The organism is Bacillota bacterium, from assembly GCA_040754315.1.
In the GTDB taxonomy this organism is placed as follows: Bacteria; Bacillota; Sulfobacillia; order DUSP01; family JBFMCS01; genus JBFMCS01.
Genome location: JBFMCS010000036.1, coordinates 18,839 through 45,809 on the forward strand (window position 1 = coordinate 18,839; position 26,971 = coordinate 45,809).

Genomic DNA, 26,971 nt, shown 5'->3' on the forward strand with positions numbered 1-26,971 from the left:
ACGCCACCTTCCAGATTCCTCCAAAAGATAGATCTGCAGATTCAAAAGGGGCCATGATGGAGAAGGAAATGAAAGGTGGTACCCGGGAAAAGGAGTGGGGCAAGGAATCCCAAGGGGCCCCTGGCCAGGGGCCCCTCCTGGAAAGCCTTGATTACTTCGCCCTTTCTACAAGAGCTCCGGGTAGAGCGGGTAGTCCTCCACAAACCCCTTCACCGCCGCCCGGGCCCGTTCCTGCACCTCCGGGTCGGAAGGGCTCTTTAGGACCTGGGCGATGATGCTGCCAATACCCCGCATGACGTCCTCCTTCATCCCCCTGGTGGTGACCGCAGGGGTGCCGATGCGGATCCCGCTGGTGACCATGGGCGGTTTCGTGTCGAAGGGCAGTGCGTTCTTGTTCACGGTGATCCCGACATCATCCAGGGCCCTCTCCGCCTGCTTGCCGGTGAGGCCCACACCCGTAACCTCCACGAGCATGAGGTGGTTGTCCGTGCCGCCTGAAACAAGGCGCAATCCCTGCCCGGCCAGGGCCTCCGCCAAGGCCTTTGCATTCCGGACAACCTGGGCCTGGTAGGTCCTGAAGTCCTCGCCGAATGCCTCCTTGAGGGCCACCGCCTTCGCCGCGATGACATGCATAAGGGGCCCACCCTGGATCCCAGGGAACACCGCCTTGTCCACCTTCTCGGCGAACTTGGCCTTGCAGAGGATGAGTCCCCCCCGGGGCCCCCTGAGGGTCTTGTGGGTTGTGGTGGTAACGAAATCGGCATGGGGCGTGGGGTTGGGATGCACACCTGCGGCAACAAGCCCCGCCACGTGGGCCATGTCCACCATGAGCATGGCGCCAACCCCATCGCACACCCCTCTTAAGCGTTCAAAGTCAATGAAACGTGGGTAGGCGCTGGCGCCCGCCACCACCATGACAGGCTTGTGCTCCCTGGCCAGATCCTCGAGGCGCTGGTAGTCGATGGTCTCCGTATCCCGGGAGACCCCGTAGGGCACGAAGCGGAAGTACTGCCCGGAGAAGTTCAGGGGATGCCCGTGGGTAAGGTGGCCCCCGTGGGACAGGTCCATGCCAAGCACCGTGTCTCCTGGCTTCAAGACGGCAAAGTAGACGGCGGTGTTCGCCTGCGCCCCGGAGTGGGGCTGGACATTGGCGTGTTGGGCCCCGAACAGTTCCTTGGCCCTTTCAATTGCCAGCGTCTCAGTGATGTCCACGAAGTGGCAGCCGCCATAGTACCGCCGGCCGGGCAGCCCCTCCGCGTACTTGTTGGTGAGCACCGACCCCTGGGCCGCCATGACAGCCCTGCTGGTGAAGTTTTCCGATGCAATGAGCTCGATGCCTCCAGACTGTCTCGCCATCTCCTTCCTGATGGCCTCCGCCACCTCGGGATCAACCTCGGCCACAGCCTCGAGGTCCGGATACCTGGTATAGCGCTCCAACTCGTCACTCCCCCCTACTCCACGGTTGTCTACAGCCTTCCTTCCATCTCAGGGCCAGCCTCGGCAAGGCCCCGGGGACAGTCCCACAAAACGCGCCCCTGAGCGCACAGGGTCCAGCAGGAATGCCATGGCCTTCCTCAACACCTCCGTGTTGGAGGGGTAGCTGGAGACCTTGAGGGCCTCCTCCGGCCCAAACCAGCAGGCACTCCGGATCTCAGATAGGAGCGGTTTCACCTCACCACCCCTGGCCCGGACCAGGAAGTAGCGCACCGTCTTGGACACCACCTGGCCATCCCGCCCAGTGTAGAAGTAGTGGGTCTCGCCAAGGCTCTCCTCTATCTCTCCCTCAAGGCCAGTCTCCTCCTGGATCTCCCTGAGGGCGGCCTCCTCGGGTGTCTCCCCCTGGTCCACTACGCCCTTGGCCAGGGACCACCTCCCATAGGCATCCTTTATGAGCAGGACCTGGGGCCCGGGCTCCCCGCCTTGGAACACCACACCGCCAGCGGAAAACTCCCTTCTCACCTAGATCGCCTCCCAAAGAACACAGGGAGAGAAGGTCTCTCCCCCTGGCGTAGCGCTCACGCAATGACCTTAGTGGTAGACATCCTTAAAGGTGGCCAGGGCCTTCTGGACACCGGCGTTCACAGCCTTGGAGGATACCGTGGCTCCAGAGACCGCCTGCACGTCCTGCTGAAGCGCCACCGGATCCCCGGGGGACTTGCCCACGTACTGGTCGAGGAATGCGGGCTCGGCTACCTTGGTTCCTATTCCTGGGGTCTCGGACATGCCCAGGATCCTCACGGAAGAGACGCTCCCCTCAGGGTCCATGGTGACCATGAGTCTCACGGGTCCCGCGTAACCGGCACCCTCGGTAAGGGCTATGACACCCACAGCCTGGCCTCCCTTGAGTCCCTTGTAGAAGGTAACGCCCCCGGCTTCCTCCGGTTCGAACTCCTCAGCCTCGGGCAGCCCCTCCCTGAGACTCTCCATGAGGGCCGCCGCCTCTCTAGCCTCAATGACAGGCGCGGTCACGCCGTAGGTCTGTGCCAAGGCCGCCCCTGCCATGGCGGTAAAAAGGGCCAGGATAACGCCAAGCCGCACTACATCCTTGAGGCCGCCCCGGGATTGTCCCTCTGCCTGCTCCATCTCAACAAGATCCCCCTTCACCAATGCTGCCCTGGTCCCGCCCGCATGATAGCAGGAGCAGGCTTCAAAGTCAACGGGGTTCCCTAACCACCCACTACCCTTTCTAGAAGACTTCGAAAAACCCTCTTGTGCGAATCTGCCCTAGTGTGGGTTTCTCACCATGAGGCGATCGCTGGCCGCCTTCAGGCGTAACGTCACCAGGCCGACGAAGGTTCCCGTAGGCAAGGCGAAGGCCAATAGGTATGGCAGGTAGAGCAGGAGCCCCGGGTGCCCCACCAGGAACATGGCGGTCACCAGCTGGGCCACGTTGTGGCTCACCGCCCCCACCAGGCTCACCCCGACCAAGCCCAGGTGCCCCCCGCCGAAGCCCAGCGACCCAGCCATGAACAGCGTGCTTATAACGGCCCCGGAGAGGCCCAGGAAGAAGCCCGCGCTCATGAAGGTGCCGCCCACGAGGCCTCCCAGGAGGACCCTGAGGAGACTCACGGTAAGCGCCTCCCCTAGGCCGAAGGTAGCCACGGTGTACAGGGCAACGATATTCGCCAAGCCCAGTTTTGCCCCGGGGAAGAGGAAGGGCAAGGGAAGCAGGGCCTCAACGGCGTGAAGCCCTACGGCCAGGGACACAAGCAAGGCAAGGTAAACCACCTTGAAGGTGCGGCTCACCTGCATGCGCTGACCCTGGAGCCCCCGAGAGCCCCTGTGCTTTTCCACTAGCGTCTCCCCCATGCCGGCTTGGCCTCCCGCCTGGCCACCTCTACCGCTGAACGGGCGGCTACCCGTCCCAGCACGATGGCAGCCGTGAGGTGTCCGGAGCCTCGCTCACCCGCGCCGAACACACCTCCCACAACCTCCCCGGCGGCAAAGAAGCCCCCGAAGGGTTTCCCGTCCCTGAGAACCTGGGCTCCCTGGTTGATCTTGAGGCCTCCCAGGGTGGCCCAGACCGCTGGGCGCACCTCCAGGGCGAAGTAGGGTGCCTCGTCAACGGGGCTTCCCTGTTCCCGGCCGAACTCGTCGTCTCCCACAGAGGCGTTGTACCTCTCCACGGTACTCCCCAGGGCACTCCAGGGAACCTTCAGCCTTTGGGAAATGGCCTCCAAGTCTTCCTCCTCGATAAGTCCGTCGCTCCTAAGGGCAGGCGGTCCCAGCCTCATCACCTGGAGGTCTCCCAGGAGAAAGGCGCGGGATCCGGGCTGGTCCATGATGGCTCTGGCCAGGGCCTGAGGATCGCCAGTCTCGTCAGCGAACCTCAGTCCCTCCCGGTTCACAAGGATGGCCCCGTTCTCCACGGCCTTCATGACGGGAATACCGTCCTGGGTCACCGCAGGGTATACCTGGATGTACTGCATGTGCGTTATGTCCGCGCCAGATGCCATCGCCAGCCTAAGCCCATCTCCCTGGGCCTGGGAGAGATTCACCCCTATTCCCTCCCACTGGTTCGCGAACCGCGATATCATGTCAGTGTTGCCGCCGAAGCCGCCGGTGGCCAGGATCAGGGCCCTGCACTTCACCAGGAATTCCTTGCCTCCCGGCTGGGCCACCCTGGCACCCACCATCTTGCCCTCTTTACCCATTAAGAGCTCGGTAACGCGGTTCTCCAGTCTTATGTCTACCCGCCAGCGGTCAAGGCTGTTCTGGAGGGCCTTTACCACCTCAGGCCCTGTGACACCCTCCCGGGACTGGTGATACCATGGGGCACCCTGGGGGTCTGGGACCTCCACCTGTACCCCCAGGTCCTCGAGGTACCTGGCGGCCTCGCCGGATCCCCCTGCCACCAGGCGCGCCATCTCCGGTATGGAGCGGTTCATCCCGAACTCCAGGATGTCTCGCTCGAGGTCTTTGGTGGAGAAGTCAATGCCCGCCTCGGCCTGCACCGGGGTTCCGGCCGCCGATAGCCCCTGGGCCCTCAAGGCCGAACCACCCAGAGCCCGTCCTTGTTCCAGTAGTGTCACCCGGGCACCCATGGAGGCGGCCACCTCGGCTGCGGTCATACCAGCCACGCCGCCTCCAATAACAAGGATGTCTGTGGTGATGGCCGGGTCACGGGGCCCACGGGTGCCCAGGCACCCGGACAGTACCATGGCGCAGCACACCAGGGCCCAAACGCTCTTCAAAGAAAAGCCCCCCTTCCCGGCAGCCCGGGAAGCGCGGGCTACCGGAGAGTCCCCGACAGGAGGAGCATTGCTCCCAGGACCGTCAGGGTCAACGCCAGGAGCAGCGAACCCAGGTTGAGGTTCCAGGGTGTCCAGACCCTGGGCTTTGGCTCGGGGCTGGGCTCATCGTCCAGATGGGACACCGCCTCCTTGGCTCTCTTGGCCAGGTTCACATAGGCTGCATCCACCGCCTTGTCCAGATCCCTCACCCCGCCCGCCAGGCCCATGGCTGCCCTGGAGGCCCTGGCGTAGCCTTTATTAAGCTTTTCGTCCACATCTCCGGTTTTATTCACGAAGATATCCGCTGCTTCGGAGGCTACAGAGTAGAGCATGTTTACGCCCTCTTCCACCCGGGATACATGGCGGACCACCGCCATGGCCAGGCCATGAAGGCCCGAGTACAGGCGATCAAAACCCCCTTCGGACCTGCCCACGAAGCATACGGCGCCCGCGAGCGCAACCGTCATGGCATCGCTGGCACGGCCCAGGGCCCTCTCAGCCAGCCTGCCGGCGCCCGCCGAGGCAAGGGTGCTGGCCCAGGCGATGGGCCTGTAGACCAGCCACTCCACGCTGAGGAAGGCAGGGAAGCGCGCCCGGGAGAAGAGCCCCGTCCTCCACGCGCCTAGGTAGATAAGGATCCCGAGGCCCAGTGGCTTGAGCACATCCCGGATATCTCGCCAGGCAAAGAAGCGCAAGTGGTGAAGGTGTTCAAGGGCATGGTGGTCAAAGCCAAGGGCCTCTACCGCCGGGAAGACCAGGGCATCCATGAGAAGACCAGGGAAGAGACCCACCAGGAGAATGAGGAGGGCCAGTGCTATGAGGCTCGCCTCGGCCAGGCGTAGACCGCGGTCTTCAATGTGGCCGCACCTCCTATAGCCAAAGAATATCCCGCCCAGGCGTATAAAGTAGACTGCCGTGAGGGCGCTGCCCAGGGTAAAGCCCCATTCTGCCCAGTGGAGCGAGGCCAGGTGGGTCTCGTGGTAGGCCTCGGTCAGGGCATGATGGATCATGGTCTTGCTGCCAAAGCCGCTGAAGCCCGGGAGCCCGGTGATGGCCCCGAAGACCAGCACGAAGGTCACGGCGGCCACTGGCATGCTCCTCCACAGGCCGCTCATCTTGGTCAGGTCAAGGCTGTGGGTCTTCATGTAGACGTAGCCTACTGTCATGAAGGCGGCGGCCTTGAACACCACGTGGTTCATCATGTGGTAGAAGGCACCGCCAAAGCCCATGGCACCCTCGAGGCCCAGGATGGCACCGGCCCCCACACCGGTGAGAATGTATCCCATCTGGCTAATGGAACTATAGGCCAGCACACGCTTGGCATTGGTCTGGAATAGGGCCATGAAGCCCCCGGCTATCATCGTGGCAATCCCGATGCCCAGAAGGGTAAGGCCATTTGAGAACGCCTGGGGGATCTGGCTGTGGCCCCCGGGTCCCAGTACCGTGAAGAACACCCGGATGAGGCCGTAGGCACCCGCCTTGATGAGCACACCCGAGAGCACTGCGCTGGCAGGCGCAGGCGCTACCGGGTGCGCCTGGGGCAGCCAGATGTGGAGAGGTACCATCCCCGCCTTCATTCCGAAGCCAAGTAGTACCAGGACGGTCACCAGGGGGAAGTAGCCGCTGGACAGGAGGTCTCCCGCCAGGGAACCATCCAGCCCGGTCCCGGATACATATCCCAGGATCATGATGGCGAATACCAGGCAAAGGCCACCCACTACCCCCATGTAGAGGAAGGTCTTGCCAGCCGCCATGGCCTCAGGGGTCTCCTCGTGAACCACCAGGGCGTAGGAAGCGAAGGTCATGAGTTCGAAGAAGATGAACAGGGTGAAGAGGTCCGCCGAAAGGAACACGCCGGTGGTCGCACCCATGGTGAAGAGCATGAATGCCCAGTAGCGCGGCAGGCTGTGGCCGTGTGCCATGTAGTCCATGGAGTAGAGCATTGCCAGGGACCATCCCAGGGTAGCCAGGAGGGCAATCCCTGTACCGAAGGCGTCAGCCCTGAAGTGAATGCCGTATCCCATGGCCCCCACGGTGAACTCCACGGGCCCGTGGACCACCCTGGGAACCAGGGCAAGGCCCATGGCCACTGAGGCGAAGCCCGCCAGGATGCACAGGATGCCTCCGGCCCGGTGGGACCTGGCGGTCAAGGCATAGGCGGGCAGGGCAACCAGCATGGGCAGGAGTGCCATCCACACGGGCAGCCCACTGTATGATGCATGGAGTCCTGCTGGGGCGGCTGCCATTGTGGACCTCCTAATGATAGAGCAATGCCGCCGCCATCTCCGAGAGGATCAGCGGCAGGCTCCTGGGTATGACATTGAAGAACACGTTTGCCAGGGCAAGGACGATTATGGGGACCATCATGGTCCAGGGTGCCTCCTGTATGCGGGTATCGGGACACGTATCCTTGAGCCCGCAGAAGGCTGCTATGATCACGGGCATGTAGTAGGCCATGTTCATGAAACTGGATACCAGCAAGAGCCCCACGAAGAAGGGCCTGCCCACGTCCAGGGCCCCCAGGGATATCTGCCACTTGGACAGGAAGGCATTGAAGGGGGGCACGCCAATCATGGCCAGGGAGGCCATGGTGAAGGCCGCCATGGTCAGAGGCATCTTGGGACCGACTCCACCCATCTTGCTTATGCTCCTGGTATGGATCCGGTGGAGTATGGCGCCGGCGCAAAGAAAGAGCGTGGACTTCATGAACGCATGGCTGAAGATGTGAAAGATGGTTCCGGCTAGGGCATTGGGGTTTAAGAGGGCCATACCCAGGAGTATGTAGCCCATCTGCCCTATGGTGGAATAGGCCAGCCGGCGCTTAAGGTCATCCTGGACTATGGCCACGGCTGACCCCAGGAAGATGGTGATGGCAGCCATCCAGATCATAACCTCGTTCCACCCTGCCTCGCGCACCAGCTCAATGCCGTAGATATCATATATGATCCTTATGAGACCATATGCCCCGGTCTTGACCAGCAACCCTGAGAGGAGCGCGCTGGCGGGAGAGGGCGCCACAGGGTGGGCGTCGGGGAGCCACACGTGCAGGGGCACCATGCCCGCCTTGATGCCAAACCCTATGAGGAACCCCACGAAGCCCAGGAGGGCCACGCCACTGGCGCCCGGGAATACGCCCCCCTGCCCCAGGCTGATGTTCCCGGTAATCTGGTACGTTATGGCGATTCCCATGAAGATGCTCAGGCCGCCGATGATGGTCATGATCAGGTACTTGTAGCCGGCCCTCATGGCCTCGGAGGTCTCCTCGTGGATTACCAGCACGTAGGCGCTGAGGGACATGATCTCATAGAACAGGAAAAGGGTGAACAGGTCCCCAGCCATGAAGGTGCCCATGCACCCTGCCAGGGCCAGGATGAGGAAGGGGTAGTACCGCTTCTTGTGGTGCTCGTGCTTCATGTACTCCAGGGAGTACACAGTGGCCATGGTCCATATGAAGGACGCGATGACCCCCAGGAGGAGCCCCAGGGGGTCCACCCTGAAGGAGAGACCCAGCGGCGGCACGATCCTGGGAAAGGATGCCTCCACAATGGTTCCCCCGGATACCGCCGGGTACAGTAGCAGGACAAGGCAAGTACACGTTGCGGCCACGATGAGGCTCAGGGTGTTCCTGGCCTTCCATGACCTCAGCCCGGCCACGTATATGGCGGGGGCAGCCACCAGGGGCAATACCGGAATGATTACTGGCAGCCAGGAAAATGTAGTGTGCTCTCCCATCCGTAGGGCCTCCGATCTGTAGACTTACTGTCTCCCCTGCCATGTGTTCTCTTCGCACCGGGGCTTCCTCACGGAACCGCAGCAAGGCCCAGGGCACCCGCGGGCACGAACCCAAGTATCACTACCAGGGCTGCCAGGACCAGCATGGGAACCTGTGACGGCCAACCCACCCTTAGAGCCGGGGCCCGGCCCGCCATAAAGTAGGCCCTGGCCAGCACCGGGTACATGTAGACCAGTGTCAGGGCACTGCTCAGCACTATTATTATGGCAACCAGGGGCTGCCCCTGCTCCAGGGCGCCCATCACCATGTACCACTTGCTGTTGAATCCTGCCAGGGGGGGGATCCCCACCATAGAGAGGGCCATCACCAGGAAGACTGCCATGGGCACCGGTAAGGTTTTCCCCAAGCCCGCCATGTCCTCCACGCTGCGCTTCCCCGTGGCTACTATCACGGAGCCGGCTGCCAGGAAGAGGCCTGCCTTCATAGCCCCGTGGTAGAGTACGTGCAAGAGCGCACCCGTGACCGCCTGTTGCCCCCCGAGACCGAAGCCTATGAAGATGCAGCCCACCTGGGCCACGGTGGAGTAGGCCAGGAGGCGCTTAATATCGTGCTGCACGGCGGCCAGCACGGAGCCGGCCACGGTGGCCATGGCGCCCAGGGCCACGACAAACCCCTCCACGGGAACGGCGCTCAGGGCAGGGGCCATGGCCATGGTGAGAACCCTCCAGTAGGCGAAGGCAAACACCTTCACCACCAGGCCTGAAAGGAGGGCGCTGGAGGGGGTCGGGGCGTCTGAATGGGCGTCGGGCAGCCACGTGTGTAGCGGGAAGAGGGCCGCCTTCACCCCGAGCCCCACGGTGATGAACCCCAGGGCCGCGTAGATGTTCCCGGGGTACCTGGCCAGGGCTCCGGCCATGGCGCCGGATATGAACACCATGTTCAGGTGCCCGGTGGCCATGTAGGTCAGGGCCACACCAAAGAGAAGGGCGCCGGTGCCCAGCGCGCTCAGGATCAGGTAGCGCAGGGTTGACTCCAGGGCCGGGCCGTCACCCTTCACGGAAACTATGCCGCAGGCCGCCAGGGACGCAATCTCCACGAACACGAACAGGTTAAAGAGGTCCCTGGCCATGACGATGCCCATCATGGATGCCACCAGGAGAAGGCACAGGGTCCAGAACCACCGGAGCGCCTTCTCCCCCACCTCATCCTGAAGCCCCGCATAGGCGTAACCCAGGGAGACCAGGGACAGAAGGGTGACAGTGCCCAGCATGAATCCAACAGGCCCATCAACACCCACCTCAATGCCCCAGGGTGCCGCCCAGCCTCCCAGGGAGTAGACGATGGGACCACCGGACATGACTGCCCAGGCCAGTACAAGGGAGGCGATGAAGCATGCCAGGATGAGCCCAAGGGCCAGCCATACGGCGCCCTTGAGACGGGCCGGGGAAGCCAGGGGCACAATATATGCGCCCATTAGCATGGCTGCCACCATAATGACAGGTAGGTCGTTCAGGGTCATTTGCCCATCATCCTCGCTCGAGACAACTTGTCAGCGTCCAGTGTCTCATACTTCCCGTAGAGGGAGACGATGAGGCTCAGGGCAAAGGCCGTGGTACTCACCGCTATCACGATCCCTGTGAGTATGAGCGCTGAGGGAACCGGGTTAACCCAGAGGACTCCCTGTCCCTCCCCAGAAATGATGGGGGCCCTCGCGCCCTGGGTGTAGCCGGACGATATGAACAGGAGGAACACCGCTGTCTCCATGATGTTCATCCCCATAATCTTCTTTATGAGGTTGGAATGGGTCAGCATGGTGTGAAACCCAATGAGGAACACCGTGACCGCCACCGCGTAATGGAGGTTTAGCCAGAGGGCCTCAATCATCTTGGTACCCCCTCGCCAGGGTCCTGAAGAGCGACACCAGGGTAGCCGTGACCTTTATGCCCAGGCCGATGCTGAGCAGGGGTATCAAGCCCCCGGACATCAGGTACCCTGCGCGTCCCAGGGGAAAGCCCGCAACGGCGTTGGACAGGAACCCGGTGCCCAAGGCTATACCTATGAACCCCAGGAACACGTACCAGATGCCCCCGGCGGATTCCAGGACCCTCGAGGCTGCCCCCCAGGACCTGCCCACTCCCGAGGATTGCCCCAGGGCCATAGAGCCCAGGATGAAGGCGGAGGCCATTAACGCCCCTCCCGCGAAGGCACCACCCGGTGACACGTGGCCGTGGAAGACCACGTACGCCCCGAACACCATTATGAAGGGGATGAGTACCCGGCTCACCGTGCGGAGGATCACGTCATCCACCGCTCTTTCCCCCTTTCTCGGCCATCGCCGCCAGGGCGGCCATGGCTGCCGAGACCGCCGTGAAGAGAACCGTGGCCTCCCCCAGGGTGTCGTAGCCCCTATAGTCCAGGACCACTGCGGCAACGCTGTTGGCTGCGCCCGTTTCGGTTAAAACCGAGCCCGTGAACCGCTCAGGCAGGGCATTCTGCACAGGGGCGCCAGGGTCGCCGAAGGGCGGCATACCACCTGCAACCACCAGCAGCATAGCCCCGAGGATCAACATGGCCAAGAGGGTGACGGCGTTTCTCACTCCTCATACCTCCTGGTCCGGGAGATGGCCGCCAGGAAGAGGAGGGAGGTTACCCCCGCCCCAACTGCCGCCTCCGTTATGGCTATATCAGGCGCCTCCAGCCGCTGCCACACCATGGCCATGACCAGGCTATAGGCGGCGAAAACGATGGTGGCGCCCACAAGGTCCCGGATCCTTGACACAAGGATTGCCGCCACCACCAAGAACAGCAAGAGCACGAGACTGAACGCCGCCGCCATGTCCTCAGTCTCCCTTCTCGATATCCTCCAGGTCCACCCTATGCGCAACAATGGGGGTGAACACGGTGTCCCTGTACGCAACCCTGGCCATCACGTGAGTGGCGGTGGGGGATGTGAACCAGACGAAGGCCACGATAACCAGGAGTTTCAGGCTCAGGGCCGTGGGACCAGCCTGGAGCGCAACCCCGAGGAGCACCATGCCAGCCCCAAGGGTATCAGCCTTGGCCGCGGCGTGCATCCGGGTGAGGGCATCGGGCAGCCTAAGGAGCCCCAGGGTTCCCACGGCAAAAAAGAAGATGCCGCCCAGGACCAGGAAGACCACTAGTGCGTTCTTCAGGATCTCCAAGCCATTACCCCCTAGAACAGGCTCCCCTTGGAGAAGTACTGGGCCAACCCCACAGTGGCCAGGAAACTTATCAGGCCATACACCAGCGCCACGTCCAGGAAGATGCTCATCTCCTGGTGAGCGAAACCCACCAGGACGAGAATGACTAGGGTCTTTGTGCCTATCACGTTGATGGCCACAATCCTGTCCGCCGCGGAAGGGCCCCTTGCGGCCCTGTAGAATGACAGCCATGCCAGGAAGGCAAGGACGAAGGCGGCCCCGAGAAAGAAGCCCTCACTCACGGGCCTCACCCCCGGCCTCAATCCCAAGGAGACGCCCCTCAAACAGCCGGTCGCCCATAGTCTGGGCAACCTCCAGCGTGAGGGCGTGGACCGTGAAGGTATCGCCCGCCGCCTCGATGGTGACGGTGCCCGGTGTAAGGGTAATGCTGTTACCCAGGGCCGCCTTGCCTAGGTCCGTCTTGAGGCGGGACCGGAAGCGGACGATGGTCGGGGCTATGGGAAGCCTGGGATTTAGCACTACGGCCGCCACCTGGATGTTGGCCTTCACTATCTCCACTAGCAGGATGCCAAGATAGGCAAGCCCATCCACCATGACCCTGGGGTTCAGGGAAATACCCTCGCCCTTTCTAAAGGAAAGGTCCCTCGAGAAAAGGGTCACAAGGGCGCACACGCCGGTGCCCAGCAACAGGCTGGCCCAGTCGCGCCGCCCCAAGAGGATGGTCCAAAAGACCCAGAGGACCAGGAACGTCCCAGCATAACCTGGCATCCTAACCATGGACGCACACCTTCAGCCGATTTGTCGAAACCTATGAGCTAATATAGCACAGCAACTGGTCCGTGACAACATAATTACCGACTTGGGGCTCGAATCAGAATTGTCCTGCATTTTAACCCGGGGGCGGGATTGTCTGGTGTCCCAGGGGAAAGGAGGGAAGCAGCGGGCTCCCAGGCAAGGCGCCACGCCCACCCTGCCAGGGTGAGGACATTGCCCAGGGCGCCCCTGTGGGATGGGCCATTCCTGGGGCGCGACTTTACATGTAGGCCTTGGCAAGCACCAGGATGACAACCAACGCTGTGAGGGTGAGCGCCTGCAGGAGTATGGCGACATTCAGGTCCGACATCCTGCGTTCCGTAAACTGGGAGAGGTCTGGCAGTCCCTCTTCGCCAATGCCTGAAGCCGCATCCTGGGCGCGGCGGGCTATCTCCTGGTAGCCCTGGTCAAGACCACGGTCAAGCCGGGCGACCCTGCCCACCACAGTCCAGGCGCATGACCCCACGGGCGTGTAGAAGAACCCTATTGACCTTTCGAGACGGCCGGCGGCCCGGACAAGGCCCCAGGCGCCAGCCTGGAGCGGCTTATAGACAAGGCTCTCCACGCTGAGGTTTGGAGGCCTCCTGTTGAGGAGGCCCAGCCTCGAACCGGCCAGGTAGATACAGGTTCCCAGGATGAAGGGAACCATGACGTCCCGGAGGTTCGACCACTGGAAGAGATCAGCGTGGGCCAGGTGGTCCAACCCGTGCTGATACCCAAGGGACGCGGCGGCCGGAAGGACTGCAAGGTTGATGACCTGCTGTGGGAAGAACCCCACCAGGAGTATCAGGAGGCTCAAGACGTGCAACACAGCCCCAGATATCCTGGGAGGAGTCACAGTCCGCTGGGCCGGGGCGCCCAGGAAGACGTGCCCAAGCTTGAGGAAATACACAACCGTAAAAGAGCTGCCCACCACGAAGACCTTCTCAGCCACCAGGAGCCATGCCAGGTGATTCTCGTGGTATGCCTCGGCAAGAGCGTGGTGAATCAGGGTCTTGCTGGCGAAACCGCTGAAGCCAGGCAGCCCAGTGATGGCCCCGAAGACCGCCAGGAAGGCAATGCTGGCCGGGAGGTATCGACGCATGCCCCTTATCCGGGTCACACTGGTCTCGTGGGTGATCATGTAGAGGTACCCCACCATCAGGAATGCGGCGGTCTTGAACACCATGTGGTTCAGGATGTGGAGGAAGGCACCCCCGAAGCCTGTAGCACCTTCAGCCCCCAGCACCGTCGCAGCGCCAATGCCCGTGACGATGTAGCCCACCTGGCTTACGGAACTGTAGGCTAGGATCCGCTTGGCGTTGTCCTGGAAAACCGCCATGACGCCACCTGAGACCAGTGTGACAAGGCCTATCCCCAGAAGAAGGGCACCGCTGTTCAGTGCCCATGGCCCGTGCCCCGCTGGGTAGCCGGGCACCAGGACAAGAAGGAACATGCGGAGAATGCCGTAGGCACCCGCCTTGATCAGCACGCCCGACAGGACGGCACTGGCCGGGGCCGGAGCCACAGGGTGAGCCCGGGGGAGCCATATGTGCAGGGGAAACACCCCTGCCTTCACGCCAAAGCCCAGCACCACCAGGATGGTGGCCATCTCGAGGTATCCTGCGGAGACCAGGGCTGTTCCATGGCGGGCGGCCAGGTCCAAGCCGCCTGCGTGACCCAGCACCATGACGGCAAACACCAGGCAAAGGCCGCTAGCCACACCCATGAAAAGGAAGAGGCGGCCCGCCGACAGCGCTTCGGGGTCTTCGTTGTGGACCACCAGGGCGTAAGAGGCGAAGGTCATCAGTTCGAAGAATACGAAGAGGGTGAAGAGGTCGCCAGACAAGAAGACGCCCAGGGTGGCCCCCATGGTGAAGACCATAAAGGACCAGTAACGGGGAAGGGAGCGCTCGTGCTTCATGTAGTCGAGGGAGAACAGCAACGCCAGTGACCACGCGGTGGCTCCCACCAGCGCCACGCTGGCGCCTACGGCATCGGCCCTGAGGAGGATACCGTATCCCACCGCACTCAGCCTGGCCTCTACGCCACCCCTGGTAGCCAGGGCTAGCAGGAACGCGCCCATCCCGGCGGCGAACAGGCCCGTCGCCACCGCCAGGATGGCCCCAGCGCGTTTTTCCCTGGCTGCCACTGCGTAAACGGGAAAGGCCATGATCATGGGCACCAGTGGCACCAGCGCAGGCAGCGCGCTTATCGCCGTGGCTGTGGCCGGAACAGGTGTCATCTACACTTCCCCCCTGGTATCCCCAACTACTTGCTCAACGCGCCAGGCTCAGTGGCGCCTAGGGCGCGTTCCCAGTTGACCCCATTCGTTGCCACACCGTGGAGGCGTAGTAGGTAAGGCAGAAGCCCAAGACAAACCCCAGCCCAACGAAGATGAGGAAGTACCTCCCTTGCCCCGCCCCCATAGCCAGCCTGCCCAGGAAGATACCAGCCACGGCTCCCACTATGCACCGGACCCTCAGGGATAAGTAGAAGGCATTGCGAGGGCGCCGCGGCGGGTTCGCCGGGCCCAGGGCCCAGGGCGAAGCCGCAGGGTCTCCCTGGCTGATCTCAGCCCCCTCCAGCGTCAGGTCACCCCGGGGGCCATAACCTGTACCCTTTGTCATCCTGTCCACCCCCCTCATGGCAGCCCCAGGCCGGGCTGCCCTTGGCTGCGCCTCCCTTGAAGGAGCACGAGTGCCTACCGTGAGCCAAAGAGATTTCTGGGAGGAGGGCACAATCCTTAATAAGAATATACGATGCGAGGGGTGACATGGCAATACTGTTTCTGCATATTTCATATTTTTCTGAACTTAGTTCGTTACGTAACTAACAAATGGGTGGCCTGGCTGGCAGGAAATGGCACCACCGGGAGGGGAAGGAAGGCCTGAAGGGGGCAAGAAGCCTCGCCCCGGGGAAGTGAAACCCACAACTAAAGGCAGGTCAGGTTCTCCGTGACCGCCCTCTTCAGTGCGGCTCTTGCCCTGTTAAGTTTGGATTTGACGGTACCTAAGGGGCACCCCATCTCCCGGGAAATGTCCGTGTAACTCAGGTCCCTAACCTCTCTGAGAACCAGGACCTTGCGCTGGTCCCGCTCGAGCCGGTTTAGGCACTCAACGACCCCCTCACGGATGTCCACCCCTTCCGCCACCTCCGCCGGGTCAGGCGCGGAGCCCACTAACTGGGGCACTGGGGCCTCTTGGTCTCTTTGGCCATCAAGGCACAGCACCTCGCGCCTGCGGGATGAGCGCAGGCTATCCACGCAGGCGTTGGCAGTTATGCGGAACACCCACGTCTCAATGGAGCACTCCCCCCTGAAGGTATGCATGGACCGGTAGAGCTTGAGAAAGGTCTCCTGGGTGACATCCTCGGCGTCATGTGGGTCTCCCACAAGCCTAAGGGCGTAGCCGTAGACCCGCTTCCTGTACGCGGAGAACACATCCTCGAACATCGCCTGGCTGCCCTGCCCTGCATTAACCGCCGCGACGGCCACCCTATCGCCTCCCATTCCTGCCTCTATGAGGAAAGAGTACCAGATGGCGGTAAACGGGCCCAAGAGCTGGAAGGCCCGTTTCGGGCAGGCATTTTGGCCTGAGGCCGTTCGGCCTAGAACACTGGCTCTGGCACCCGGGCCACCACCCGGGTTCCACCCCCGGGGGAGGATGACACCTCGAGGCTGCCTTGCACCAGGTCTAGTCTCTCCCTCATCCCTAAAAGCCCCAGGCAACCGGTCTTGGCCAAGCAAGACACATCGCCCGGGACCTCGAAACCCCTCCCGTCGTCCCTCACACACAGGGTTACTCCCGACCCCTGAAACTCCAGGCACACCTGGATGCTCTGGCATTGCGCGTGCCTGGTGGCATTGCCCACCGCCTCCTGGGCAATGCGAAATAGGGCAACCTCAGCCTCAGGGGCCAGGCGGCGCTCGACCCCCCTGACGTCCAGGTGGGCCTCCAGGCCCCGTCTCCTCACCTCGGATACAGCGCCTTCCAGGGCCGCCCGCAGGCCGAGGTCGTCCAGGACCGCGGGTCTCAGATCCCTTATGAAACGCCGCAGGCTGGCCAGGGCCTGGTCAGCCATGCCCCGCAGCTCCTGGGCCTTGCGCTCCATCTCGGACCTGTCATCCTGGTCCACGCAGATGTCCAGCCCCCTGGATATGGCTGTGAGGCTCTGGACTGTCTCATCGTGGAGTTCCCTGGCTATGCGGCGCCTCTCCTCCTCCTGTACCCTGGTAACCAGGGCTATGTAGTCCTTCAGGGCCATCTGTGTCTGGTGGGAGCGCTCGAGTTCCTCTTCCATCCGGTTGATTTCAGTGTTGTCCCTGGCTATGCCCTGTTGCCCTACATATCTTGAATCCCTGAGGAGGATCGAGGAGTGCACGTCCAGGATCACCGTGCCGCCCCGGCGCTTCTGGGCCTCCCAACGGCAGAATATGCGCTTCTTCCCCTCGGATAAGGCCCTGCGCAGGACCTGCAGGCTTTCCTCCCAGCTGCCAGGGCTGAGAAGGGAGCTGATGAACCGCCCCACAAGGTCTCCTGGTTCGTAGTCCAGCACATCTTTGACCCGGGAGTTGAGGTAGGTAATCCGTCCCACGGCATCCAGGGCAAACACCAGGTCGCTGGCCTGCTCCGCCAGGGCCCGGTACTTCTTTTCCGAACGCTTGACGTCTTCGAATTCCGTAGCCCTCCCCAGGGCCCAGCCTAGGTGAGTCATGAGCACCCCAAGTTCGTCGTCGGAAGGCCGCTGCCTGCCAGCGGGGAAGGCCAGGAGCAGGAGCCCCAGGGGCATTCCCTTATGGCTGAGGGGAAGTATGGACACGGGACCCGCCAGGGAGAGGGCCACTGCGGTCTCACCCCTCCCCGGGGCTCCCTCCTCAATGTGAACAGGGGTAGTGGAGCCCAGGGCCCTGTAAAGGGTTCCGTGCTTGCTCATCCTCAGTGCGATGCGTTCCTCAACAATGGGGGCCGACTCGTCCCGGGCCACTACGGCCACGGGGAAGAGGGACCGCTCCTCCATGTCGCACAGGAAAAGTGCGGCCCCCTCCGCGCCAAACAGGTCCACAACCCCGTGGGCAACGGCCCTGTAGCCCTCGCCCGACGTGACATCCAGCACAGACTGGACCAGATCCAGAAGGATCCCCTGAACCCTGGCTCCAAGGTCACCCATGGCTCTTTGCCTCTCTCAGCCTTATCCAGCCCTTCATGAGAGCCTCCGTCACCGCCTCGGTCCTGGAGGATGCCCCCATCTTCTGGAACACCTTGGCCAGGTGTCCCTGGACGGTCCTGGGGCTAAGGCCCAGTTTTTCAGCGATCTCCTTGTTGGCCAGACCCTCAGCGGCCAGTGATAGCACCTCCAGTTCCCTCTGGCTCAGGGGGATTACACCTCCGGGCTCCCGGCCCTTGGTGTCCTGCAAGCCCCTGAATACCTTCCTAGCCACCTCGGGACCCAGCACGGCCTCGCCATGGTAAACCGCCCTGATGGCATGGTGGAGGTCCTTGCCCCGGACGTTCTTCAGGAGATAGCCTGATGCACCCGCGTCGAACATGGCGGATATGTACTGGTCATCATCGTATGCCGTGAACACCAGCACCACAGTTTGCGGCAACGCCTCCCTTATGGCGCGGGTCGCCTCGAGTCCGTTCATCCCAGGCATGGATATGTCCATGAGCACCACATCCGGCCCGAGTTCCAGCGCCAGGGCGACTGCATCCTCTCCGCTGCCCGCCTCCCCCACCACGTGAATGTCCTCCTCTTGCTCCAGCACTTCACGGGTGCCTCTTCTCACCACCGGGTGATCGTCGGCCAGGAGCACCCTGATGCTTTCCAACGGTCCCACTCCCTACGAATCCTTGCTCTTCTCCACGAAGTTAATCCTCAGGTCCCTGAGAAGCGCCTTCAGCCTGGAGGCCTCTTCCGCATCCATATCGCCCTCAATCACCGGGGCCAGTGCGCTAACGGCATCGATTGCAACCCGGGCCTGTTTCAGGTCCACCTTTACCTCTTGGCTGAGAGGGTTGGCCACAAGGCCCATGGATTCCCATGCCTTGGCCGCCAGGGTGGCAATGAACCATTGAACCAGGTAGTTTGAGGTCAGTGCCTCAAGGGGAAACCCCTGTATGCTCTGCCCGTCATCCGTCCCCTCTTCGCCGGACCCCTGTGGATTCTGGGCATCCTCATTCTCCATCCGTGGTCCCTCCATTCACTTCTCGTTGGCACTAAGGATTCTGCGCGCGTCCCGGAGTATCCTCCCAGGTGGCCCTGGGCCTGAGTGGGAGCGCAGGCAGGTCCAGGGGGGCAGGGGGGTAAACGAAGTGGGTGACCGGACCCCAGTGGGGCACCGGCATGCCTAGGCATGGTCAATAGGACAGACCGAGGCTGGATACGTTGACATGCTAGGCACAAAGATATATAGGCCCAAAGAGTATGCATGGGCGGAGATGTCTAAGATACTTGTAGTATCCGAAATGCTGGATGTACGAGGAAGAAATCTTCATCGCTGCGGTCAAAGACCAGCAGGCAGTCCCTGATTGAAAACCTCTCCTTGAGATCATGCAAGAGGCCAGCGACCGTCGGGATACATCCGGCGTGTTGCCAGGGAGGACCTTCCAGTAAGAGGGGTATCCCCTGGGGGTAAGCACCAACGCGATGGTGACCCCGCGCCGGGCTTCTGACGCTCAGATGAAAACGGGAGGGGCGCCAATCCTGCTTGGTAGCAGGATGTGCAGTATGATTTGTCGAAAGAGGGACAGGTGCTCGTCTTCCCTGCCCGGGCCCGATGATGCACCATGGCGGAGGGTCCGGACGTAGCGTAGAGAGACCGGGAATCGGCAACAATAGCCTGGGGAGATAGGATCTGGGTGACCGGGCCTGATTCCCAGATGAGTTCAGGGCGTGATGGTCAGAGACGGCGACGGGGACAACACCCGCCGTTAGTACAGGAAGCCCGCAAAGTGAGGGATATACCATGGCGAGCACCCAGATGGAAGCATGTAGCAACTTCATCCAGGCCATCATCGACAAGGATCTGAGCCAGGGGGTGAACGGCGGTCGGGTACATACCCGTTTCCCGCCGGAGCCCAACGGGTACTTGCACATCGGTCATGCTAAGTCCGTAATCCTGAATTACGGGCTAGCCACGAGGAACAACGGGCTTTTCAACCTCAGGTTTGACGATACCAACCCCACCCGGGAAAACCAGGTATTTGTAGATTCCATCATCCGCGACGTGAAGTGGCTGGGCATCGACTGGGGAGACCGGCTATTCTTCGCCTCCGACTACTTTGACCATCTCTACGACTTCGCCGTGCAGCTCATCAGGAAGGGTAAAGCCTACGTATGCGACCTGAGCCAGGAAGCAATCCGCCAGTACCGGGGAACCCTCACCGAACCCGGACGGGAAAGCCCGTACCGGAGCCGTCCGGTCGAGGAGAACTTGGACCTGTTCGAACGCATGAAAGCCGGGGAATTCCCGGAAGGGTCGCGCACCCTGCGGGCTAAGATCGACATGTCCTCTCCCAACCTCAACATGCGCGACCCGGTTCTCTATCGCATCCTGTTCGCCCATCACCACCGTACCCGGGACAAGTGGTGCATCTACCCCATGTACGACTATGCCCACCCTCTGGGCGACGCGCTGGAGAACATCACCCACTCCATCTGCACCCTGGAGTATTGTGACCACCGCCCACTGTACGACTGGGTGCTGGACCACGTGGACTTCAGAGGGATACCCGGCGTCGTGGGCCGCCCCAAACAGATCGAGTTCGCCCGGCTCAACACCAACTACACGGTCATGAGTAAACGCAAGTTACGTCGGCTGGTGGAAGAAGGTCATGTGGGTGGCTGGGATGATCCCCGCATGCCCACCATCGCCGGGATCCGCCGCCGGGGCTACACGCCCGAGGCCATCTGGAGCTTCTGTGAGCAGATCGGCGTGGCCAAACGCGACAGCGTGGTGGACATGGCCTTCCTGGAACACTGCATCCGCGAGGACCTGAACAGGCGGGCGCCCCGGGTCATGGCCGTCACCAGGCCTTTGAAAGTGATCATCACCAACTACCCTGAAAGAGAGATCGAGTGGGTGAAGGTAGAGAACAATCCGGAAGACCCGGACACCGGCTATCGTGAGGTTCCGTTTTGCCGGGAGCTCTACGTGGAGCAGGATGACTTTATGGAGGTTCCTCCCTTGAAGTTCTTCCGGCTAGCTCCCGGGCGCGAGGTACGCCTCAAGGGCGCTTACATCATCAAGTGCGAGCAGGTGGTCAAGGACGAAAGCACCGGCCAGATCACAGAGCTTCGTTGCACCTACGACCAGGCCACCAGGAGCGGGGACGTTTCCGGCGGGCGCAAGGCCAAAGCCACCATCCACTGGGTCTCTGCCCGGCACGCCATACCCGCCACCGTCCGCCTATACGACAAGCTCTTTCTTATCGAGAACCCGGAGGAAGGACCCCAGGACACTGAGTTCACGGCCCATATCAACCCCGGCTCACTAGAGGTCTTGACCGGCTGCATGGTCGAGCCGGGCTTGGCCGGGGTCGCTCCCGAAAGCCGCTTCCAGTTCCTGCGCCAGGGGTACTTCTACCTGGACCCGGTTGACTCCCAGGGGGGCAGGCTAGTGTTCAACCGCATCGTAACCCTGCGGGACACGTGGGCCCAGGTTCAGAGGTCGCAGTAGGCTTTATGCAGACGTGAGCCTGGAGTTGTGCGGAGAGCCCATAAAAATGTAGATTACGGGCGACATTATTGCGAAAACTTGCAGAATGCCCGGCTATCATCATCGTGGGGAACCTGCTACCGCTTGACTACACCAAGACAGGTGCGCCTGTTTATGCCCAGGTACGCGGAAAGAGAAAACGGGGTAAACGAAGTGGGTGACCGGACCCCAGTGGGGCGCTGGCACGCCTAGGCATGATCAATGGGAGACCGCGGCTGGATACGTTGACATGCTAAGCACAAAGATATACCATGAAAGTGTAATAGTTATTTCAGAAGAATTATCCGAACGGTAGGGGTGTCGAGCGAGTGAACCAGGGTGAACTATCTTCCCTTCTCCGCGGCAAGGGCTTCAAAGCGACGCCACAGCGGCTAGCCATCCTGAAGGCATTGATGGACACACACAAACACCCGACAGCCGAGAGGATATTTCACAGCCTCAGGGGCGACTTTCCCACCCTCAGCCTTGCCACGGTCTACAAGACCTTGGAAATGCTGAAGACTGCGGGCCTAGTAAGCCAGCTGGATGCCCACGGCGGTGGCAAGCGATACGATGCCAACACCGAGCCCCATTGCCACCTGGTATGTTCCAGGTGCGGAAGGATGGATGACCTGGTAGACCCCGTAATAGATTTCCAGTGGCTGCCCCGCCTGGTCGAGCACGCCAGGGAAGTCACCCCTTTCGCCGTGAAAAGGCCCGAGCTCTACCTCTACGGCATCTGCCCCGGGTGCCAAGAATAAACGGGGCCTAAGCCCCGTTACCACCTGGACGCCCTGTGAGGGCTCTTTCGGCGTTCTGTATGGCGAGCCTCACCAGGTTTCCACAGTGGCGCGAGGGAACAGACCCCCATCCCTCGGTCCTCACCACATGGGCAATACCCATTTCCTCGGCGAGTTGCTCCTTGAGCCTCTCGGACATGAGTTTCGCCAGAACAGTTCACCTCCATCCCGGCGGCAGTTAAAGTATTTCCCCGATATCCCCCTATTATGAAGAGTCGCGGCGAAAGCCTCGGAATTCATCCCGGAGAGCGTGGTAGCTGTTAGACAACTGGTGGAAAATTGGCCAGTGGTTTTCGTCCGGCAAGCCCTCTCACGACTACTGCGGTTACAGGATGAACAAAATGTGGCTTTCGGTCAGGAACACGCCCTGAGTGAGGGGTCATTCACGACCGGGACGAGAACGCAGCGTGAAACATCGAAGCAAAGGGGCTTCCCTCCTTGACCTTTAGGCCTGGCGAGCCTGTACCGCGGGACCGCATGAAGTGCCTATGGATCCGTGGTAGGCTCAAGGCTCCTGTTTAGGGAACGCACGGGCGATGAAGCAGGAACCGGAAAAGGCGTGAGCTTCCAGGAATCCTCGCACTCGAGCCCGAGGAGGATGTCAAGATGGGCGTTTTGGGGGATCTCGGGGCTCACCCTCAACCTGGCAGCCCTCTTGGGCTATGAGGTCCCCAAGCTTCGCGGTATTATTCTCATGTCCTTGAAGGCGTCCCGCGATGAGCCATGATATTGTGCACAACTTATGTTGCATTTTGTTACTCTCTCCCCTATACTAGTGAAAAAGCAGCCCCCGATGAAGGAGAAGCCCCTCCCTCGGCATCCCCACAGAGAACCGGCACAGCTGAGAACCGGCGGGACACCGGATCGTGGCCTCCACTCCAGAGGAGCCAGCGATGAGCTGGCCGCTCGGATCGCGTTAAGATCTTGTGAGAGAGGACCTGCCTTCTAGGTCAATCGGGGTGGCACCGCGGGCATATGGCCCCGTCCCTGAAGAGCGTTTCGTCGCTTCAGGGGCGGGGCTTTCGATTATCTAATGAAAGGAGAGAAACCATGTTGGAAACCGTATTCATGTTGCCTGGACCCACTGAGGTCCCCCAGGCGGTGGCACAAGCCATGTCCAGGCCAATGATAAACCATAGAGGTGAGGGATTTAAACGCCTCTTTTCGGAGGTCCAGGCGGCCCTCGAGCCTCTTTTGAACACCGATGGGGGGATTCTGATCCTGCCCGGATCCGGCACAGGCGCCATGGAGTGCGCGGCAGTGAACCTCCTTGAACCCGGGGAGAGCGCGCTAGTGGTCGCCATGGGAGCCTTTGGGCATCGCTTCGCCGATATATGCCGGGGGGCTGGCATCAGCGTCACAAACCTCAATGTGCCCTGGGGAGAGGTCCCAGATCCCCAGGCTATTCGTGCTCACATCGAGACCGCGGGGCCCAAGGCGGTCTTCGTGACGCACAACGAGACCTCCACGGGAACCTGCCTAGACCTGGAAGGGGTGGGCCGAGCCCTGGCCAGCACCGGTGTGTTCCTGGTGGTCGACGCCGTGAGCTCCCTGGGTGGAATACCCGTGAACATGAGGGAATGGGGCATTGATGTCCTGGTAAGTGCCTCTCAGAAGGCCTTGATGACCCCGCCCGGGCTGGCTCTGGTGGCCTTCAGCCCCCGGGCCCAGGCGGCTGCTGCCCGTAACCCCCGCCCGAGGTACTACTGGGACTGGAATCTCTACCTTAGGGATGCCCTCAAGTCCCAAACCCCCTATACCCCAGCGTTGCCCCAGTGGTTCGGCCTCTTGGAGGCCCTCCGGCTCATAGAGGCAGAGGGGCTCGAAAGTGTTTTCGCCCGTCACCGCGCCATGTCCAGGATGACCAGGGCAGGACTGGAGATCGTGGGTGCGCCCCCCCTGGGAATGGCGTCTTGTGCCTCACCCACGGTGACCGCCTTCAGGATGCCGGGCGGCATCAACGCCGACCAAGTCAGGCAGGCTCTCAATGAACGATACGGCATGGTGGCTGCGGGGGGACAGGGACACCTGAAGGGAGAGATCATTCGCTTCGGCCACATGGGAGCAGCCACCACCGGCCATGTGCTGGCCGCCCTGGAGAGGCTGGGGTTAGCGTTAAGAGACGTGGGTGCCACTGTGGATGTGCCGGCGGCCCTGGAGGCAGCGCGCCAGGCAGGGGGTGAGGGCACTTGAAGGTGCTGGTGGCCGATGCCATAGCTCAGCCCGGGGTGGATCTCTTGCTGAGCGAGGCCGAGGTTGACAACTGCCCGGGCCTTCCACGGGATGCACTGCTAGAGCGGGTGGCAACCTGTGACGCCTTGGTGGTCAGGAGCCAGACGAAGGTATCCAGGGAATTGCTCCAGGCCGGGAACAATCTCAAAGTGGTGGGGCGTGCAGGGGTGGGCGTGGACAACATAGACGTGGAAGAGGCGACGTCCCGAGGCATAGTGGTAGTGAATGTGCCCGGGGGGAATACGATGGCCGCCTGTGAGCACACCCTTGCGCTATTGTTCGCCATCGCGCGCAACATACCCCAGGCGGATGCGGCGCTAAGGAAGAGCCAGTGGGAGAGAGAAGCCTTCATGGGCACTGAACTCAATGGCAAGGTGCTGGGGGTTATAGGCACAGGCAAGGTCGGACTTGAGGTTGCCAGGCGAGCACGTTCGCTGGGCATGGAAGTCATCGCCTACGACCCTTACATATCACCCGAGCAGATCTCCAAGATGGACATCTCCCAGGTGTCGCTGGAGGAGACCCTTTCCAGGGCGGACTTCGTAACCCTGCACTGCCCCCTGACCCGGGAGACCAGGGGCATGATTGGAAGGGATGAGATCGCCCTCATGAAGCCCTCCGCGCGCCTGATCAACTGCGCCCGTGGCAGCGTTGTTGACGAGAAGGCCCTATGCCAAGCGTTGAAGGAGGGCAGGATAGCCGGGGCAGCCCTGGACGTCTTCTCCAAGGAGCCCCTGGGCCCGAGCCCCCTGGTGGACCTGCCCAACGTCGTCTTGACCCCTCACCTGGGGGCGTCTACCGTTGAAGCCCAGGATTACAATGCCATCTACGTGGCAGAGCAGGTCCTGAAGGCGTTGAAGGGCCTCCCGGTGGAGAGCGCAGTGAACCAGCCCAGGCTCTCTCGGGAAGACTGGAGTGCCCTGCGCCCTCTCATTCCCCTGGCCGAGCTGCTAGGACTCCTGCACGCCCAGGTCTTCCCGTGGGCACTGGAACAGGCCCAGGTGTCCTTCGCCAACGTGGAATGTGACAACACCAGCCTGGCCACGAGCTACATTCTCAAGGGGCTCCTCCAGAACACTGTGGCCGCCCCGTGTAACCACATCAATGCACCCCTGGTGGCGAGGGAACGAGGCACCAAGGTATCGGAGACCCGCCACCTGGACCATGGTCACCCCTGGATGATCCAGTTGCGGGCGGGAACTGCCCACAGGCTGAGGACTGTCTCCGGCATCTTGACCCCTGCGGGCCAAGCCCGAGTGGTGGAGATGGACGGCTACAGCCTGGAGTTTGTTCCCTCTCCCCACATGCTGGTGTGCCCGCATGCTGACAGGCCAGGGCTCATTGGCAGGGTAGGAACCCTGCTGGGCGAAAGAAGGGTGAATATAGCCTCCATGCAGGTTGGCAGGAAGTCAGTGGGTGGGGATGCCTTGATGATACTCCAGGTGGATGAGCCTGTTCCCGGAGACCTGTCGAACAGCATTGCCGGAGTGCCGGGGGTTCACGGTGTCCGAGCTGTGGAGCTCCCCGCGCAGCTCCTGAAGGAAGCGGGGGCTGATCCCATTGTTCCTTGACTACCACGTCCACCTGGAGAACGGTCCCTATGAAAGAGGCTGGGCCCTCCGGTTCCTTGAGGCCGCCGAGAGGGTGGGCATCCAGGAAGTAGGGCTGGTGGAACACGGACACCGGTTCGTAGAAGCTCGCCACCTTCTGGACATCCCCTGGGCCGCCCAGTATTGCACGGAGAGAACAGACGACTTCGTCAACCTGGTGCTCTCCCTTAAGGCCGGAGGATACCCCGTGAAGCTGGGGATAGAGATGGACTACCTCAGGGGAAAGGAGGAGGCAACCCAGCACTACCTGGAGGGCCACCCGTGGGACTACGTCATTGGCTCCGTCCACTGGGACCTGGCGGGTGATGGCACGGCCTTCCCCTTTGATCACCTGGATGTGACATGGCCCGAAAATGAGGTGAATTCCATCTACCGCCGCTACTTTGGCCTGGTCAAAGAGGCTGTTTCCTCGGGCCTTTTCGACATCCTGGGCCACCTGGATGTGGTGAAGGCCGCCGGGCAAAGGCCTGGTCTCCCATACGATGGGTTGCTCAGGGAGACCTTGGCCGAGATCGGGAATGCCGGGATGTGCATGGAGTTCAGTTCGGCAGGGCTGAGAAAACCCGCCAAAGAGACCTACCCGCCCCGGTGGTACCTGCGCACGGCCAGGGAGCTGGGCATTCCCGTGGTGACGGCCTCGGATGCCCATTACCCCAGGGAGACCGGGTTCAAAGCGGGCGATCTGGTCATTGCCCTGTATGAGGCCGGGTACACCACGCTGACCTGCTGGAATGGAAGACAATCGTACCAGGTCCCGCTCCCGGATCCCCCACCCTGAGGCGAGGGAGGGTTAGAGGGCGTGTGTTTCCCTAATTGTACTGCCAGGAGAGGGTTCAAACTGAAACCGGGGCTGAGTGTTAACCTGCCCAAGGAAATCCAGGACTGCCGCGAGCATGCCCTAGATACAGGAAAGCATTGTCTCCTGGTGAAGGCCTGGTAAGGACGCCTTCTCCAGGCCCTCGAACTCATGCGAGCAAGTGAACAGGCTGCGTCATCGCGGGTCCTGTTCGATGGGGAGCCCCCCGGTAAGGCTCATGCCACATACCGAGCAGGTGCTGCCCGGTGTCATGCCGCCCAGGTGTGCCTGGAACACCCGGTGCCCGCCAGCTGGCGCAGGTTGGCATCAATCACAGGGATGAGACGGCTCTCAGGTTGGTGTTGAGCACAGGGTGCTCAGCCTCTAGCAGGCAG

The 26,971-nt window shown here is 61.9% G+C and carries 27 protein-coding genes; 5 read left to right on the plus strand and 22 right to left on the minus strand.

Annotated features, from left to right (window positions below):
* Positions 1-165 precede the first annotated feature (165 nt).
* From glyA to AB1576_07235, 21 genes are all read right to left on the minus strand, one after another.
* Positions 166-1,437, minus strand: a complete 1,272-nt coding sequence (glyA, locus tag AB1576_07135) for a serine hydroxymethyltransferase (protein MEW6081533.1) — start codon at positions 1,435-1,437, stop codon at positions 166-168.
* Between the two features lie 48 nt (positions 1,438-1,485).
* The gene (locus AB1576_07140) at positions 1,486-1,959 is read right to left on the minus strand and encodes an NUDIX hydrolase (protein ID MEW6081534.1); all 474 of its coding nucleotides are present in this window, start codon (positions 1,957-1,959) and stop codon (positions 1,486-1,488) included.
* Between the two features lie 69 nt (positions 1,960-2,028).
* Positions 2,029-2,583, minus strand: coding sequence for an FMN-binding protein (locus AB1576_07145; GenBank protein MEW6081535.1), 555 nt, complete (start codon positions 2,581-2,583; stop codon positions 2,029-2,031).
* Between the two features lie 141 nt (positions 2,584-2,724).
* Positions 2,725-3,309, minus strand: coding sequence for a Gx transporter family protein (locus AB1576_07150; GenBank protein MEW6081536.1), 585 nt, complete (start codon positions 3,307-3,309; stop codon positions 2,725-2,727).
* Positions 3,294-4,694, minus strand: coding sequence for an FAD-dependent oxidoreductase (locus tag AB1576_07155; GenBank protein ID MEW6081537.1), 1,401 nt, complete (start codon positions 4,692-4,694; stop codon positions 3,294-3,296). Before AB1576_07155 ends, AB1576_07150 begins: the two co-directional genes overlap by 16 nt.
* A 38-nt stretch (positions 4,695-4,732) precedes the next feature.
* Complete coding sequence (locus AB1576_07160; protein MEW6081538.1) at positions 4,733-6,979, minus strand: complex I subunit 5 family protein; 2,247 nt, start codon at positions 6,977-6,979, stop codon at positions 4,733-4,735.
* Positions 6,980-6,989: 10 nt separating this feature from the next.
* The gene (locus tag AB1576_07165; protein MEW6081539.1) at positions 6,990-8,465 is read right to left on the minus strand and encodes a monovalent cation/H+ antiporter subunit D family protein; all 1,476 of its coding nucleotides are present in this window, start codon (positions 8,463-8,465) and stop codon (positions 6,990-6,992) included.
* Positions 8,466-8,533: 68 nt separating this feature from the next.
* Positions 8,534-9,985: a proton-conducting transporter membrane subunit gene (locus tag AB1576_07170; GenBank protein ID MEW6081540.1), complete on the minus strand. Its 1,452-nt coding sequence runs from the start codon at positions 9,983-9,985 to the stop codon at positions 8,534-8,536.
* Complete coding sequence (locus AB1576_07175; GenBank protein ID MEW6081541.1) at positions 9,982-10,350, minus strand: cation:proton antiporter subunit C; 369 nt, start codon at positions 10,348-10,350, stop codon at positions 9,982-9,984. The genes AB1576_07170 and AB1576_07175 overlap by 4 nt, the downstream gene beginning before the upstream one ends.
* Positions 10,343-10,774 carry an MnhB domain-containing protein gene (locus AB1576_07180; GenBank protein MEW6081542.1) on the minus strand — a complete coding sequence of 144 codons (432 nt, stop codon included), beginning with the start codon at positions 10,772-10,774 and terminating at the stop codon, positions 10,343-10,345. Before AB1576_07180 ends, AB1576_07175 begins: the two co-directional genes overlap by 8 nt.
* Positions 10,767-11,063 carry a hydrogen gas-evolving membrane-bound hydrogenase subunit E gene (gene mbhE, locus AB1576_07185; GenBank protein ID MEW6081543.1) on the minus strand — a complete coding sequence of 99 codons (297 nt, stop codon included), beginning with the start codon at positions 11,061-11,063 and terminating at the stop codon, positions 10,767-10,769. The genes AB1576_07180 and mbhE overlap by 8 nt, the downstream gene beginning before the upstream one ends.
* Positions 11,060-11,302 carry a hydrogenase subunit MbhD domain-containing protein gene (locus AB1576_07190; GenBank protein MEW6081544.1) on the minus strand — a complete coding sequence of 81 codons (243 nt, stop codon included), beginning with the start codon at positions 11,300-11,302 and terminating at the stop codon, positions 11,060-11,062. The genes mbhE and AB1576_07190 overlap by 4 nt, the downstream gene beginning before the upstream one ends.
* Positions 11,303-11,306: 4 nt before the next feature.
* Positions 11,307-11,648: a monovalent cation/H(+) antiporter subunit G gene (gene mnhG, locus AB1576_07195; protein MEW6081545.1), complete on the minus strand. Its 342-nt coding sequence runs from the start codon at positions 11,646-11,648 to the stop codon at positions 11,307-11,309.
* An 11-nt stretch (positions 11,649-11,659) separates the two neighbouring features.
* Positions 11,660-11,929: a monovalent cation/H+ antiporter complex subunit F gene (locus tag AB1576_07200; GenBank protein MEW6081546.1), complete on the minus strand. Its 270-nt coding sequence runs from the start codon at positions 11,927-11,929 to the stop codon at positions 11,660-11,662.
* On the minus strand, positions 11,922-12,425 hold the full coding sequence (locus AB1576_07205; GenBank protein ID MEW6081547.1) for a Na+/H+ antiporter subunit E: 504 nt from the start codon (positions 12,423-12,425) through the stop codon (positions 11,922-11,924). Before AB1576_07205 ends, AB1576_07200 begins: the two co-directional genes overlap by 8 nt.
* 256 nt (positions 12,426-12,681) lie before the next feature.
* Positions 12,682-14,685: a complex I subunit 5 family protein gene (locus tag AB1576_07210; protein ID MEW6081548.1), complete on the minus strand. Its 2,004-nt coding sequence runs from the start codon at positions 14,683-14,685 to the stop codon at positions 12,682-12,684.
* A gap of 58 nt (positions 14,686-14,743) precedes the next feature.
* Entirely contained in the window at positions 14,744-15,070 is a 327-nt protein-coding gene (locus AB1576_07215; GenBank protein ID MEW6081549.1) for a hypothetical protein, read from the minus strand.
* Between the two features lie 305 nt (positions 15,071-15,375).
* A complete protein-coding gene (locus AB1576_07220) occupies positions 15,376-15,936 on the minus strand; it encodes an RNA polymerase sigma factor (protein ID MEW6081550.1) in 561 nt (186 codons plus the stop codon).
* A 113-nt stretch (positions 15,937-16,049) separates the two neighbouring features.
* A complete protein-coding gene (locus AB1576_07225; GenBank protein ID MEW6081551.1) occupies positions 16,050-17,609 on the minus strand; it encodes a PAS domain-containing sensor histidine kinase in 1,560 nt (519 codons plus the stop codon).
* Positions 17,602-18,279 carry a response regulator transcription factor gene (locus AB1576_07230; GenBank protein MEW6081552.1) on the minus strand — a complete coding sequence of 226 codons (678 nt, stop codon included), beginning with the start codon at positions 18,277-18,279 and terminating at the stop codon, positions 17,602-17,604. Before AB1576_07230 ends, AB1576_07225 begins: the two co-directional genes overlap by 8 nt.
* A 3-nt stretch (positions 18,280-18,282) precedes the next feature.
* Entirely contained in the window at positions 18,283-18,627 is a 345-nt protein-coding gene (locus AB1576_07235; GenBank protein ID MEW6081553.1) for a DUF1844 domain-containing protein, read from the minus strand.
* Between the two features lie 780 nt (positions 18,628-19,407).
* On the opposite strand from AB1576_07235, the gene AB1576_07240 reads away from it, so the two are divergent.
* Both AB1576_07240 and AB1576_07245 read left to right on the plus strand, forming a co-directional pair.
* Entirely contained in the window at positions 19,408-21,120 is a 1,713-nt protein-coding gene (locus AB1576_07240) for a glutamine--tRNA ligase/YqeY domain fusion protein (GenBank protein ID MEW6081554.1), read from the plus strand.
* 347 nt (positions 21,121-21,467) lie between these two features.
* Positions 21,468-21,899, plus strand: coding sequence for a Fur family transcriptional regulator (locus AB1576_07245; GenBank protein MEW6081555.1), 432 nt, complete (start codon positions 21,468-21,470; stop codon positions 21,897-21,899).
* Between the two features lie 7 nt (positions 21,900-21,906).
* Here the strand turns inward: AB1576_07245 and AB1576_07250 are convergent, their stop codons facing one another.
* Positions 21,907-22,077, minus strand: a complete 171-nt coding sequence (locus AB1576_07250) for a small, acid-soluble spore protein, alpha/beta type (protein MEW6081556.1) — start codon at positions 22,075-22,077, stop codon at positions 21,907-21,909.
* Positions 22,078-22,988: 911 nt separating this feature from the next.
* On the opposite strand from AB1576_07250, the gene AB1576_07255 reads away from it, so the two are divergent.
* Genes AB1576_07255 through AB1576_07265 form a run of 3 tightly spaced genes read left to right on the plus strand, consistent with a single transcriptional unit; the run spans position 22,989 to position 26,558 of the window.
* A complete protein-coding gene (locus tag AB1576_07255) occupies positions 22,989-24,131 on the plus strand; it encodes an alanine--glyoxylate aminotransferase family protein (protein ID MEW6081557.1) in 1,143 nt (380 codons plus the stop codon).
* A 2-nt stretch (positions 24,132-24,133) separates the two neighbouring features.
* Positions 24,134-25,741: a phosphoglycerate dehydrogenase gene (gene serA, locus AB1576_07260; GenBank protein ID MEW6081558.1), complete on the plus strand. Its 1,608-nt coding sequence runs from the start codon at positions 24,134-24,136 to the stop codon at positions 25,739-25,741.
* Positions 25,731-26,558, plus strand: coding sequence for a histidinol-phosphatase (locus AB1576_07265; GenBank protein ID MEW6081559.1), 828 nt, complete (start codon positions 25,731-25,733; stop codon positions 26,556-26,558). Before serA ends, AB1576_07265 begins: the two co-directional genes overlap by 11 nt.
* Positions 26,559-26,971 lie beyond the last annotated feature (413 nt).

Bases quoted from the DNA above. Each gene is read 5' to 3' on its own strand.
- AB1576_07225 (MEW6081551.1), bottom strand. From the start codon at position 17,609: ATGGGTGACCTTGGAGCCAGGGTTCAGGGGATCCTTCTGGATCTGGTC.
- AB1576_07255 (MEW6081557.1), top strand. From the start codon at position 22,989: ATGTTGGAAACCGTATTCATGTTGCCTGGACCCACTGAGGTCCCCCAG.
- AB1576_07165 (MEW6081539.1), bottom strand. From the start codon at position 8,465: ATGGGAGAGCACACTACATTTTCCTGGCTGCCAGTAATCATTCCGGTA.
- AB1576_07190 (MEW6081544.1), bottom strand. From the start codon at position 11,302: ATGGCGGCGGCGTTCAGTCTCGTGCTCTTGCTGTTCTTGGTGGTGGCG.
- AB1576_07235 (MEW6081553.1), bottom strand. From the start codon at position 18,627: ATGGAGAATGAGGATGCCCAGAATCCACAGGGGTCCGGCGAAGAGGGG.
- AB1576_07175 (MEW6081541.1), bottom strand. From the start codon at position 10,350: ATGATTGAGGCCCTCTGGCTAAACCTCCATTACGCGGTGGCGGTCACG.
- AB1576_07210 (MEW6081548.1), bottom strand. From the start codon at position 14,685: ATGACACCTGTTCCGGCCACAGCCACGGCGATAAGCGCGCTGCCTGCG.
- AB1576_07215 (MEW6081549.1), bottom strand. From the start codon at position 15,070: ATGACAAAGGGTACAGGTTATGGCCCCCGGGGTGACCTGACGCTGGAG.
- AB1576_07240 (MEW6081554.1), top strand. From the start codon at position 19,408: ATGGCGAGCACCCAGATGGAAGCATGTAGCAACTTCATCCAGGCCATC.
- AB1576_07250 (MEW6081556.1), bottom strand. From the start codon at position 22,077: ATGTCCGAGAGGCTCAAGGAGCAACTCGCCGAGGAAATGGGTATTGCC.
- AB1576_07145 (MEW6081535.1), bottom strand. From the start codon at position 2,583: ATGGAGCAGGCAGAGGGACAATCCCGGGGCGGCCTCAAGGATGTAGTG.
- AB1576_07205 (MEW6081547.1), bottom strand. From the start codon at position 12,425: ATGGTTAGGATGCCAGGTTATGCTGGGACGTTCCTGGTCCTCTGGGTC.
- AB1576_07160 (MEW6081538.1), bottom strand. From the start codon at position 6,979: ATGGCAGCCGCCCCAGCAGGACTCCATGCATCATACAGTGGGCTGCCC.
- AB1576_07150 (MEW6081536.1), bottom strand. From the start codon at position 3,309: ATGGGGGAGACGCTAGTGGAAAAGCACAGGGGCTCTCGGGGGCTCCAG.
- AB1576_07170 (MEW6081540.1), bottom strand. From the start codon at position 9,985: ATGACCCTGAACGACCTACCTGTCATTATGGTGGCAGCCATGCTAATG.